Annotated in this window: 9 protein-coding genes and 1 rRNA gene; 4 read left to right on the top strand and 6 right to left on the bottom strand. The window is 71.8% G+C overall.

Annotated features, from left to right (window positions below; translation table 11 throughout):
* Nucleotides 1–148: 148 nt before the first annotated feature.
* On the bottom strand, nucleotides 149–3,295 hold the full coding sequence (ileS, locus tag C8054_RS31260) for an isoleucine--tRNA ligase (RefSeq protein WP_107162755.1): 3,147 nt from the start codon (nucleotides 3,293–3,295) through the stop codon (nucleotides 149–151).
* 420 nt (nucleotides 3,296–3,715) lie between these two features.
* On the opposite strand from ileS, the gene C8054_RS31250 reads away from it, so the two are divergent.
* Together C8054_RS31250 and sigJ are read left to right on the top strand one after the other, a co-directional pair.
* Nucleotides 3,716–4,159, top strand: coding sequence for a carboxymuconolactone decarboxylase family protein (locus tag C8054_RS31250; protein WP_107162753.1), 444 nt, complete (start codon nucleotides 3,716–3,718; stop codon nucleotides 4,157–4,159).
* Nucleotides 4,156–5,040 carry an RNA polymerase sigma factor SigJ gene (gene sigJ / locus C8054_RS31245; protein ID WP_233220258.1) on the top strand — a complete coding sequence of 295 codons (885 nt, stop codon included), beginning with the start codon at nucleotides 4,156–4,158 and terminating at the stop codon, nucleotides 5,038–5,040. The genes C8054_RS31250 and sigJ overlap by 4 nt, the downstream gene beginning before the upstream one ends.
* Before the next feature lie 32 nt (nucleotides 5,041–5,072).
* Here the strand turns inward: sigJ and ndk are convergent, their stop codons facing one another.
* On the bottom strand, nucleotides 5,073–5,498 hold the full coding sequence (gene ndk / locus C8054_RS31240) for a nucleoside-diphosphate kinase (protein ID WP_107162751.1): 426 nt from the start codon (nucleotides 5,496–5,498) through the stop codon (nucleotides 5,073–5,075).
* 144 nt (nucleotides 5,499–5,642) lie between these two features.
* On the opposite strand from ndk, the gene C8054_RS31235 reads away from it, so the two are divergent.
* Nucleotides 5,643–6,896: a VOC family protein gene (locus tag C8054_RS31235; protein WP_107162750.1), complete on the top strand. Its 1,254-nt coding sequence runs from the start codon at nucleotides 5,643–5,645 to the stop codon at nucleotides 6,894–6,896.
* Nucleotides 6,897–6,968: 72 nt separating this feature from the next.
* Here C8054_RS31235 and C8054_RS31230 read toward each other — a convergent pair whose 3' ends face one another.
* The 3 genes from C8054_RS31230 to C8054_RS31220 are packed head-to-tail and all read right to left on the bottom strand — an operon-like array spanning nucleotide 6,969 to nucleotide 11,352.
* Complete coding sequence (locus tag C8054_RS31230) at nucleotides 6,969–7,397, bottom strand: DUF4233 domain-containing protein (protein WP_107162749.1); 429 nt, start codon at nucleotides 7,395–7,397, stop codon at nucleotides 6,969–6,971.
* Nucleotides 7,394–8,737 (bottom strand): folylpolyglutamate synthase/dihydrofolate synthase family protein, encoded by a 1,344-nt coding sequence (locus C8054_RS31225; RefSeq protein WP_107162748.1) that lies wholly within the window; start codon nucleotides 8,735–8,737, stop codon nucleotides 7,394–7,396. The genes C8054_RS31230 and C8054_RS31225 overlap by 4 nt, the downstream gene beginning before the upstream one ends.
* On the bottom strand, nucleotides 8,734–11,352 hold the full coding sequence (locus tag C8054_RS31220; protein ID WP_107162747.1) for a valine--tRNA ligase: 2,619 nt from the start codon (nucleotides 11,350–11,352) through the stop codon (nucleotides 8,734–8,736). Before C8054_RS31220 ends, C8054_RS31225 begins: the two co-directional genes overlap by 4 nt.
* 69 nt (nucleotides 11,353–11,421) lie before the next feature.
* Here C8054_RS31220 and C8054_RS31215 point away from each other — a divergent pair, with 69 nt between their 5' ends.
* Nucleotides 11,422–12,099 carry a hypothetical protein gene (locus tag C8054_RS31215; RefSeq protein ID WP_107162746.1) on the top strand — a complete coding sequence of 226 codons (678 nt, stop codon included), beginning with the start codon at nucleotides 11,422–11,424 and terminating at the stop codon, nucleotides 12,097–12,099.
* A gap of 47 nt (nucleotides 12,100–12,146) precedes the next feature.
* Here C8054_RS31215 and rrf read toward each other — a convergent pair.
* Nucleotides 12,147–12,263: ribosomal RNA gene (rrf, locus tag C8054_RS31210) — 5S ribosomal RNA — on the bottom strand.
* Between the last annotated feature and the right edge of the window lie 3 nt (nucleotides 12,264–12,266).

Here is a 12,266-nt window from a genome sequence, read left to right as displayed (position 1 = left end):
GGTGCGATCTCGGCCCACAACTCATCCGAGACGATCCACGGCGGCTGCTCACCCCTCCTCACGTTCAGACGAAACGAGCCTCACATCCAGTCGGTTACGCCCAACATCATTAAGTTAGGACCTCTAAGAAGGGCCCCCGCCTTACACCTCACACGCGGCGGACGCCGACCACCACGCGCTCGCCGTCGCCGACCTCGCCGGCGAAGCCGTCGAGGCCCTCGACGAAGTCGACGGTGTCGGCCAGCACCTCCCGCGCCACGAAGTCGGTGAACGCGGCGACCGCCGCGCGCACCTCCTCGGACGCGGACACCGCCACCGCGATCCGGTCCGAGATGCCCAGGTCGGCGTCCCGGCGGGCCTGCTGCACCACCCGGACCACGTCCCGGGCCAGCCCTTCGGCGGCCAGTTCCGGCGTGACAGCGGTGTCCAGCACGACCACGCCCTCACCGCCGGGCAGCGGCGCGGAGTGCTCCGCGTCGGCGGCGACCAGGCGCAGCTCGTACTCGCCCTCGGCCAGGGTGACCCCGGCGGCGACCGGGGCGCCGTCGACGAGTTCCCACTCCCCCGACTTGACCGCCTTGATCACCTGCTGGACCGCCTTGCCGACGCGCGGGCCGAGCGCCCGCGGCACCACGGTCAGCACCTGCTGGCAGTAGGCCGCCACCTCGCCGGTGAGCACGACCTCCTTCACGTTGACCTCGTCGGCGACCAGCTCGGCGAACGGCCGGAGCTGGTCGGCGACCGGCGAGGCCACGGTCAGCGTCGCCAGCGGCAGCCGGACCCGCAGGCCCTTCGCCTTGCGCAGCGACAGCGCCGCCGAGGCGACCGCCCGGACGTTGTCCATCGCGGAGACCAGCTCGTGGTCGGCCGGGAACTCGTCCGCCGACGGCCAGTCGGTCAGGTGCACCGACCGCTCGCCGGTCAGCCCGCGCCAGATCTCCTCGGCGGTCAGCGGTGCCAGCGGCGCCACCACCCGGCAGAGCGTCTCCAGCACTGTCGAGAGCGTGTCGAACGCGTCCGCGTCGCCGGCCCAGAACCGGTCCCGCGAGCGACGCACGTACCAGTTGGTCAGCGCGTCCAGGTAGGACCGGACGGTGGCGCAGGCGCCGGAGATGTCGTACGCGTCCATCTGCGCGCCGACGGTCGCCACCAGCTCGTTCGTCTTCGCCAGCACGTACCGGTCGAGCACGTTCGTCGAGTCGGTGCGCCGACGCGCCTGGTAGCCGTCCGCGTTGGCGTAGAGCGTGAAGAAGTACCACACGTTCCACAGCGGCAGCAGCACCTGACGCACCGCGTCCCGGATGCCCGACTCGGTGACCGCCATGTCCCCGCCGCGCAGCACCGGCGAGGACATCAGCATCCACCGCATCGCGTCCGACCCGTACGCGTCGAAGACGTGGTAGACGTCCGGGTAGTTGCGCAGGCTCTTGGACATCTTGCGCCCGTCGGAGCCGAGCAGGATGCCGTGACTCAGGCAGTTGCGGAACGCCGGCCGGTCGAACAACGCGGTGGCCAGCACGTGCATGGTGTAGAACCAGCCACGGGTCTGCCCGATGTACTCGACGATGAAGTCACCCGGGTAGTGGTGCTCGAACCAGTCGCGGTTCTCGAACGGGTAGTGCACCTGGGCGAACGGCATCGAGCCGGACTCGAACCAGCAGTCCAGCACCTCCGGCACCCGGCGCATCGTCGACCGGCCCGTCGGGTCGTCCGGGTTGGGGCGGACCAGGTCGTCCACCGCCGGCCGGTGCAGGTCGGTCAGGCGTACGCCGAAGTCGCGCTCGATGTCGTCGAGCGACCCGTACACGTCGACACGCGGATAGGTCGGGTCGTCGGAGCGCCACACCGGGATCGGCGAGCCCCAGAACCGGTTCCGGCTGATCGACCAGTCCCGGGCGTTGGCCAGCCACTTGCCGAACGAGCCGTCCTTGATGTGCCCCGGCGTCCAGTTGATCTGCTGGTTCAGCTCGACCATCCGGTCCCGGAACTGCGTCACCGCGACGAACCACGACGACACCGCCTTGTAGACCAGTGGCGTGTCGCAGCGCCAGCAGTGCGGGTACGAGTGGGTGTAGACGTCCTGCCGCAACACCACCCCCCGCTCCTTCAGCTCCCGGATCACCGGCTTGTTCACGTCGAAGACCTGCTCGCCCTGGTACGGCGGGACCAGCGCGGTGAACCGGGTGTGGTCGTCCACGGTGACCACGGTCGGGATGCCGGCCGCGTTGCAGGTGTTCTGGTCGTCCTCGCCGAACGCGGGCGCCAGGTGGACGATCCCGGTGCCGTCCTCGGTGGTCACGAACTCCGCGCCGAGCACCTGGTAGGCGTTCGGCCCGGCCGGCTCGACCAGGAAGTCGTAGAGCGGCGTGTAGCGGCGACCGACCAGGTCCCGGCCGTGCACGGTGCCGACCTGCTGGTACCCCTCCAGCTCCTTGGCGTACGCGCCGAGCCGGGCCGCGCCGACCACGTACCGCTCACCGTCGCGGTCCAGCACCGCGTACTCGATGTCCGGGCCCACGGCGAGCGCCAGGTTCGACGGCAGCGTCCACGGCGTGGTGGTCCAGACGCCCAGCTTGACCGGCCCGCGCAGCGGCTCCGGCGCGTTCTCGTCGGCGGTCAGCTCGAACCACACGGTCAGCGTCGGGTCGTGCCGGTCCCGGTAGACGTCGTCCATCCGGGTCTCGGTGTTCGACAACGGGGTCTCACACCGCCAGCAGTACGCCAGCACCCGGAAGCCCTCGTAGACCAGGCCCTTGTCGTGCAGCGTCTTGAAGGCCCACATGACGCTTTCCATGTAGTCCAGGTCGAGCGTCTTGTAGTCGTTGGCGAAGTCGACCCAGCGGGCCTGCCGGGTGACGTAGCGCTCCCAGTCCTGGGTGAACTCCAGCACGCTGGCCCGGCAGGCGTCGTTGAACCGCGCCACACCGAGGTCGAGGATCTCCGCCTTGCTGGTGATGCCGAGCTGCTTCTCCGCCACCACCTCGGCCGGCAGCCCGTGGCAGTCCCAGCCGAACCGACGCTCGACGTGCCGCCCGCGCATGGTCTGGTAGCGCGGCACCACGTCCTTGACGTAACCGGTGAACAGGTGGCCGTAGTGCGGCAGGCCGTTGGCGAACGGCGGGCCGTCGTAGAACACGTACTCGTTCTTGCCGTCCGTGCCGGCCGGGCGGGCCTCCACGGAGGCCTCGAAGGTCTTGTCGGCGGTCCAGTGCTCCAGCACCCGACGCTCGACCGCGGGCAGGTCCGGGCTCGCCGGGACACCGGTGCCGGTCGGGTCGTGCAACGGATAGGCCATCGGGGTCGCTCTCCTCGCGCAGCTCACTCGTCGGTGGGTCTGCGAGGACGAACCTCTCCGGGTACGCCTGGAACGACGCCCCCGGGTGGTCCGCGGTACCACCCCGCTTGGCGGTCGAGGTGCGACCGCCCGCTCGTTTGTCGGCTGTGACGGGCCGTCCCGTCCGGTTCTACTGAGCCGGTCGCCCGGCCGTTCTTCCGGAGGCTCGCCGGTGATGGCCGGGTCGACGCCTGTACGCCAAGCTTACCCGCTCCGCCCCCCGCCCCGCCTTCGAGTAAGGCGGGGCCCCCGGTTAACGCCTCCGGTAGAGGAGGGGGCCCCTTTTAACACCTCGCATGACCGGCGTCACACCGTCGGGCGTCACACCGGCCGGGGTCGGATCCGTCGTGCAGGTGAACCGACGACACGAGGGAGAAGACGATGAGCCGGATCAACCTGGCGACGGTGGCGCCGGAGGCGTACCGGGCGGTGCTCGGGCTGGAGACCTACGTCCGGGGCAACCTGGACCACACCGTGCTGGAGCTGGTGAAGGTGCGGGCGTCGATGCTCAACGGCTGCGCGTTCTGCGTGGACATGCACACCCGGGACGCGCTGGGCGCCGGGGAGGACAGCCGGCGGCTGTTCGCGGTGGCGGCCTGGCGGGAGGCGCCGTCGTTCTTCGACGAGCGGGAGCGGACCGCGCTGGCGCTGACCGACGCGGTCACCCGGCTCGGCGAGCACGGCGTGCCGGACGACGTGTGGGACGCCGCCGCGAAGGTCTGGTCGGAGAAGGAGCTGGCGGACCTCGTCGTCGCGATCGCCACAATCAACGTGTGGAACCGGATCGTGATCAGCAGTCGGACCCAGCCGCCGCGCGAGGTGTGACAGCCACTCCAGCGGCGGAGTCGGCCGGTGCGCTCACCGCGCACCGGCCGATGCTGCTCGGGCTGGCCTACCGGCTGCTGGGCAGCCTGCACGACGCCGAGGACGTGCTCCAGGAGGCGTACCTGCGCTGGCTCGGCGTGGACCGGGAAACGGTCACCGAACCGCGCCGCTACCTGTCCCGGGTCGTGACTCGGCTGGCGCTGGACCGGCTGCGCGCCCGGCAGGCCGCCCGGGAGACGTACGTCGGCCCGTGGCTGCCCGAGCCGGTGCCCACCGACCCGTCCCCGTTCGGGCCGTTGGAGACCGTCGAGTTACGGGAGACGGTCTCCAACGCCCTGCTGCACCTGCTGGAACAGCTCACCCCGCCGGAGCGGGCGGTCTACGTGCTGCACACCGCGTTCGCGCTGCCGTACGCGGAGATCGGCGACATCCTGGACCGGTCGGCGGCGGACTGCCGCCAGCTGCACCACCGCGCGGCGGCCCGGCTGACCGAGCAGCGGCGGCGTTTCACCGCCGGCCCGGCCGAGCAGCGCCGACTGCTCGACGCGTTCCTCGCCGCGGCGCGCGACGGCGACCTGGCCCGGCTGACCGATCTGGTCGCGGCCGACGCCACCGCCTGGTCCGACGGCGGCGGGCGGATCCGCGCGGCCCGCAACCCGCTGTACGGCGCGGACCGGATCGCCCGCTTCTTCGCCGGGGTGTACGGCCGCCGGCGGCCCGGGGTGCGGATCGCGTCGGTCGAACTCAACGGCGCACCGGCGCTGGTACTGAGCTGGCCGGACGGCGCCCGCTACACGCTCGGGATCACCGCGGCCGGCGGCCGGATCACCGGCGTCTACCTGGTCGGCAACCCCGACAAGCTCACCCGGGTCGCCGGCTGAAACCGGACGGGCCCGCGCCGGTCGGGCTGCGGTCAGTCCAGCTCGGGGAACCAGAGCGCGATCTCGCTCTTGGCGCTGTCCGTCGAGTCGGAGGCGTGCACCAGGTTCTCCCGGTTCGACAGCGACAGGTCGCCACGGATGGTGCCGGCGGCGGCCTTGCGACCGTCGGTGCTGCCGATCATGCCGCGCACCACCTCGATCACCTGGTCGCCGGAGAGCACCAGGGCCACCAGCGGGCCGCCGGTCATGAACGTCTTCAGCGGCGGGTAGAACGGCTTGTCGACGTGCTCGGCGTAGTGCTGGTCGGCGAAGTCGCCGTCGACGGTCCGGCTCACCAGCGCGTCGATCCGCAGGCCCTTGCGCTCGAAACGGGACAGGATCTCCCCCACCAGACCGCGGCGCACCGCGTCGGGCTTGATCAGTACGAGCGTCCGCTCTGCCGGGCTGCTGCTGGACACGCTGGTTTCCTCCTGTGCACGAACCGGGGTCAGGCTGGGTACGGTCAGCGTAGCGACCCGGTCCCGGCGCCGGCGCGGCGGCTGCGTCTTCCCTGGCCCGCCGCGGCGGCCTAGCCTGGCCTTGGAACCCCTGGGAGGTCCACTGTGGCGAATGGCGGGAACCGCACCATCGCGCCGGTACGCAAACTGATCGGCGCGGTGCTGGGCACCGTCGCCGCCTTCGTGACCCTGTTCGGGCTCGGCATGACCAGTTGGGCGATCGTGGCGCTCGGCGTCGCGCTGCTGGTGCTCGCGATAGCGCTGGCCACGGTGCGCGGCGGTGGCCGCACCTGGGTGGTCGGCCTGGGGCACGTGCACAGCGCGTCCGAACCACCGACGCAGTACGCGTTCGGTCGCTGCGAGCTGCAGCTGGTGATCGACGCCCCCGGGCTGCCGCCCCGCTCCAAGAAGATCATCGAGCCCCGGGTGCCGGTGGCCAAGTGGCCCTCGCTCGGCCAGGCGCTGCCGGTCCGGGTGGCCCTCGACGACCAGCGCCACGTCCGGGTGCTCTGGGACGAGGTGCCCACCCACGCCGAGAACGCCGCCACGGTCGCCGACCTGCCGCCCGAGTACGCCGGTCCGGAACAGCCGCTCGACGAGCCGCTCTTCGGGCAGGAGGCGCCGCCGTGGGCCGGGCGCGCCGCGGAGGACGACTTCCGCGACGACTACCCGCCCGCACCGGACCCGCTGCTGGACGACGTCACGCTGCGCGGCGAGGACCGTGAGCCGGTGGTGATGCACCAGCGGCCCGGCGGCCCGGTCGTGCTGGAGGGGCAACTGGTCGAGCCGACCTCCCTCGGCCCGCTCCCGCGCCGCGCGCCGGCGCCCCGCCCGCCGGCCGAGGAGCAGGATCCGGACACGGTCGGAGTGGAGTCGATCGACGTGCCGTTGGACGCTCCGGAGTCCGCCACCACACCCACCCCGCAGGAGCTGGACGAGGCCATCTTCGGCCCGGTCGGCGACGCCGAGCCGGACGAGCTGGCCAGCCCGATCAGCGGGGTCGGCATCACGCTGCTCGTGACCGACCTGGACCGGTCCCTCGACTTCTACCGGGAGCTGGGCTTCGACGAGATGGACCGGGGCGAGGGCAACGCCGTGCTCTCCTCCGGGCCGACCCGGCTGGTGCTGCGCCGGGTGACCGGGGCCGCCCCGATCAGCCGCCGGCTGGTGCACGTCAACCTGGAGGTCGACGACATCCAGGCGGCGTACGAGCGGCTGCGTGAATCCGGCGTGCGCTTCACGTACGCCCCGCGGGTGGTCAACCGAGGCACCAAGCTGGAGGTCTGGGCCGCCGCCTTCCGCGACCCGGACGGCCACGGCGTCGCCCTCACCCAGTGGCGCACCCTCGCCGACGCCTGAAGGTGCAAGGCGGGGCCCCTTCTTAACGCCTGCGGTAGAGGAGGGGCCCCGGCTTAACACGCGGGGCAGTGCTCAGCCGAGGATGACCCGCCGCACGTGCAGCGCGTACGCCCACACCAACGCGAAGATCACGCCGAGCCCGAACAGCGACCAGTGCAGCAGCCCGGAGAGCAGGAGCAGGCCCTGGAGCACGGTTCCGGCGTGCCAGGCCCAGGGGCGGCGCATCATGCCGGCCAGCACCACACAGGCGACCGCCAGCGCGACGATCACGCCGATCGCGGCGCCGCCCAGGTCACCGCCGACCACCCGGATCGGCTGGATGGCCAGCAGCAGCACCAGCGCCTCCAGCGCGAGCGTGCCGGCGCCCAGCCCGCGTACCGCCCGGTCCGGGTTGCGCAGCCCGGAGCGGCGGACGCCGCCCGACTGCTCCGGCCCCGACTGCTCCGGCCCCGACTGCTCCGGCCCCGGCTGCGCGTCCGGGCGCTGCTCCGGGCCGGTCATCGCTTGAGCAGCCGGCGGGCGTCGGCCACGGTCACCACCGAACCGGTGATCAGCACGCCCACCCCGGCCAGCTCGCCCGGCACGTCGGACTCGGCCTCCGCCACCGCCGCCTCGATGGCGTCGGGCATGTCCCGGGTCACCTGCACCCGGTCTGGCCCGAAGACCTCCCGGGCCAGCTCGGCCAGCTCGTCGACGGGCATCGCCCGGGGCGAGCTGTTCTCCGCGACCACGATCGTGTCCAGCACCGGCTCCAGCAGTTCGAGCAGGCCCGCCGCGTCCTTGTCGCCGAGCACCGCCAGCACGCCGACGAGCTTGCTGAACGCGAACTCCTCCTGGAGCGCGGCCACGGTGGCGGCCATCCCGTGCGGGTTGTGCGCGCCGTCGAGCAGCACCGTCGGCGCGGTACGCACCCGCTCCAGCCGGCCCGGGGAGCTGGTCGCGGCGAAGCCCTCCCGCACCGCCTCGACGTCGAGCTGCCGCCGCGCGCCGGCCCCCAGGAACGCCTCCACCGCGGCCAGCGCCACGGCCGCGTTCTGCGCCTGGTGCGCGCCGTGCAGCGGAATGAAGATCTCCTCGTACACCCCGCCCAGGCCCTGGATGGTCAGCACCTGACCACCGACGGCGACCGCCCGGCGCATCACCCCGAACTCGGCGCCCTCCCGGGCGACCGTGGCGTTGACCTCGGCGCAGCGTTCCAGGATCGGCCGGGCCGCCTCCTCCTCCTGCGCCGCGGCGATCACCGTGGCGCCGGGGTGGATGATGCCCGCCTTGTGCAGCGCGATGTCCTCGATCGTGTCGCCCAGCCACTCGGTGTGGTCCAGCCCGATCGGCGTGATCACCGCGACGCCGGCCTGGATCACGTTTGTCGCGTCCTCCGCGCCACCCAGCCCGACCTCCACCACCGCCACGTCGACCGGGGCGTCGGCGAACGTGGCGAACGCCAGCGCCGTGGTCAGGTCGAAGTACGTCAGCGGCTCGGCGGATCGTTGGTCGACCAACTCGGCCAACGGCGCGATCTCCCGGTACGTGGAGACGAACCGTTCCTCGCTCACCGGCTCGCCGTCCAGACTGATCCGCTCCCGGACGGTCTCCAGGTGCGGGCTGGTGTAACGCCCGGTGTGCAGCCCGAACGCCCGCAACAGCGAATCGATCATCCGGGCCGTCGAGGTCTTGCCGTTGGTGCCGGTCAGGTGGATCGACGGGTACGCCCGCTGCGGACTGCCGAGCAGGTCCAGCAGGCTCTCGATCTTCTCCAGCTCGAACCGCATCCGGGTGAAGCCGCGCGCGTTCAGCGCGGCCTCCACCTCGACGAACGCGGCGTGGTCGGTACGGTCGCTCATGAGGGCAGGGCCTCCAGTGCGGCGTCGATCCGGGTCAGGTCCGTCTCGGCCACCGCGAGCCGCTCCCGGATCTTCGCGACCACCGCCTCGGGCGCCTTGCCGACGAACGCCGGATTGTTCAACTTCGCCCGCGCCTGGGTGGCCTCCTTCTCGGCCGCCGCGCGGTCCTTGGTGAGCCGGGCACGCTCGGCCGCCACGTCGATCGCGCCGCGGGTGTCGAGCGCGACGCTCACCTCGCCGGGCATGGCCAACGTGGCGCTGGCCTGGAAGTCGTCGCCGGGGGCGTCGAGCCGGGCCAGCGACCGGATCAGCGGTTCGTGCGCCGCGACGCCCGCGCCGGCCAGGCCGTCGAGCCGGGCGGCGACCCGCTGGGTCGGCCGCAGCCCCTGGTCCGAACGGAACCGGCGGACCTCGGTCACCACCCGCTGCAACGTGGCGACCTCCGCCTCCGCGGCGTCGTCGATCCCGGTCCGGTCCACCGCCGGCCACCGGGCCGCCAGCAGCGTCTCCGCGCCGGTCAGCGCGGCCCACAGCTCGTCGGTGACGAACGGGATCACCGGGTGCAGCAACCGCAGCAACTGGTCCAGCACGTGGCCCAGCACCCGGCGGGTGGCGTCGGCCGCCGGCCCGCCCTCGGCGAGCACCGACTTGCTCAGCTCCACGTACCAGTCGCAGACGTCGTCCCAGGCGAAGTGGTACAGCAGGTCGCAGACCTTGGCGAACTCGTACGCCTCGAACTGCTCGTCCACCTCGGCGGTGACGTGCGCCAACCGGGACAGGATCCACCTGTCGACGGTCGACAGCTCACCGGCCGCCGGCAGCGGACCGTCGGTGTGCGCGCCGTTGAGCAGCGCGAACCGGGTGGCGTTCCACAGCTTGTTGCAGAAGTTGCGGGAGCCCTGGCACCACTCCTCGCTGACCGGCACGTCCTGACCGGGGTTGGCGCCGCGGGCCAGCGTGAAGCGGGTGGCGTCGGCGCCGAACCGGTCGATCCAGTCCAGCGGGTCGACCACGTTGCCGAACGACTTCGACATCTTCTTGCCGTGCTCGTCGCGGACCATGCCGTGCAGCGCCACCACGTCGAACGGCTGGACGCCGTCCATCGCGTACAGGCCGAACATCATCATCCGGGCGACCCAGAAGAACAGGATGTCGTAGCCGGTGACCAGCACGCTGGTGGGGTAGAACTTGGCCAGGTCCGGCGTCTGCTCCGGCCAGCCGAGCGTGGAGAACGGCCAGAGGCCGCTGGAGAACCAGGTGTCCAGCACGTCCTCGTCCTGGTGCCAGCCCTCGCCGGTCGGTGCGGCCTCGTCCGGGCCGACGCAGACGATCTCGCCGGCCGGGCCGTACCAGACCGGGATGCGGTGGCCCCACCAGAGCTGGCGGGAGATGCACCAGTCGTGCATGTTGTCCACCCAGGCGAAGTAGCGCTTGGCCAGCTCGGCCGGCTCGACCTTCACCCGGCCGTCCCGCACCGCGTCGCCGGCCGCCTTGGCCAGTGGCCCGGTGTTGACGAACCACTGCAACGACAGGCGCGGCTCGACGGTCGTCTTGCACCGCGAGCAGTGCCCCACCGCGTGCAGGTACGGCCGCTTCTCCGCCACGATCCGGCCCTGCTCGCGCAGTGCCGCCACGATCGCCGGGCGGGCCTCGTACCGGTCCAGGCCCTGGAACGGCCCCGGCGCGGTGATCACGCCACGCTCGTCCATGATCGTCAGCGAGGGCAGGTCGTGCCGCTGCCCGATCTCGAAGTCGTTCGGGTCGTGCGCCGGGGTCACCTTGACCATGCCGGTGCCGAAGCTCGGGTCGACGTGCTCGTCCGCGACGATCGGGATGCGCCGGTCGGTGAGCGGCAGCGCCACCTCGGTGCCGATCAGGTGCTGGTACCGCTCGTCGTCCGGGTGCACCGCGACCGCGGTGTCGCCGAGCATCGTCTCGGCCCGGGTGGTGGCCACCACGACCTCGTCGCCGTAGCGGATCGAGACCAGCTCGCCCTCGTCGTCGGTGTGCTCGACCTCGATGTCGGAGAGCGCGGTGAGGCAACGCGGGCACCAGTTGATGATCCGGTTGGCCCGGTAGATCAGCCCGTCGTCGAAGAGCTTCTTGAACATGGTCTGCACGGCCCGGGAGAGGCCCTCGTCCATGGTGAAGCGCTCCCGGTCCCAGTCGACCGCGTCGCCGAGCCGGCGCATCTGGCCCAGGATCGCGCCACCGGACTCGGCCTTCCACTGCCACACCCGCTCGACGAACTTCTCCCGCCCGAGATCGTGGCGGGACAGCCCCTCACCGGCGAGCTGCCGCTCGACCAGGTTCTGGGTGGCAATGCCGGCGTGGTCCATGCCGGGCAGCCAGAGCGCCTCGAAGCCCTGCATCCGCTTGCGTCGGGTGAGCGCGTCCATCAGCGTGTGTTCGAACGCGTGGCCCATGTGCAGCGAGCCGGTGACATTCGGCGGCGGGATGACGATGGCGAACGGCGGCTTGTCACTCTGCGCCGAGGCTCGGAAGTGCCCGCCGGCTACCCACTGCTCGTACCGTCGCTGCTCTACCTCGCCGGGCTGGTACTGGCCGGCAAGGGTCGGGGCGTCGGGGCGTCGGGCATCCAGTCTCTCGGTCACCCTCAAAGTCTACGGAGCGCTTCCGGAGACCTGACGTGCGCCACCGGTGATTCGCGTACGGTGGCGGACATGTCCGACGCGCATCTCACCGAGCGTCAGGTCGACGGGGGACACGGTCCGGTCGAGCTGACCGACGAGCCGATCCGACTGAGCCGCCGCGACCCCGCGCTGGAACCCGAACGACGGCCCGTCTCGCGACGTCGAAAGGTCGTGCTGGCCGCAGTCCTGGCGGCCGGCCTCGCCGGCGCCGGCGCGCTCGGCCTGGGCGGCTGGCGGGTGCTCCAGCAGAAGGACACCGAGCTCACCCAGCCGCCCGGCGTGGCCGGGCTCACTCGGGACGACAGCGACCGGGCCCGCAGCACGGCCGAGTACCTGCGCGACGGATTCGCCGCCGACATCGACCTGGACCGCAGCTTCGGCGCGGTCTACTCGGATCCGGCGGACGCGAAGCGGTCGGTGCTGCTGTTCGGCGGCACCACGCTGCTCTGGCAGCCCGAACGGGACCTGGACACGCTCTTCGGCCTGATGGCCGACGAGACCGGCAAGGTCTCGGCGGTACGCGAGGTCGACGCCGGCCGTCTGGGCGGTGTCATGAAGTGCGGCACCACGAGCGGCGACGGCGGTGACTTCGCGGTGTGCGGCTGGGCCGATCACGGCAGCGTGGCGATGGGAATGTTCCCCGGCCGGGCGGTCGACGACGCCGCCACGTTGTTCCGGGAGATCCGCGAGGGCGTGCAGAGTCGGTGAAACGCAGTTCAGGGCCACCCCGAAGGGTGGCCCTGAACTCGAAGATTGTCCGGCGGTGTCCTACTCTCCCACACCCTCCCGAGTGCAGTACCATCGGCGCTGGAGGGCTTAGCTTCCGGGTTCGGAATGTAACCGGGCGTTTCCCCTCCGCCATGACCGCCGTAACT

It is taken from the genome of Micromonospora sp. RP3T, from assembly GCF_003027925.1.
GTDB lineage: Bacteria > Actinomycetota > Actinomycetes > Mycobacteriales > Micromonosporaceae > Micromonospora.
This window is presented reverse-complemented; position numbering and strand designations above follow the sequence as displayed.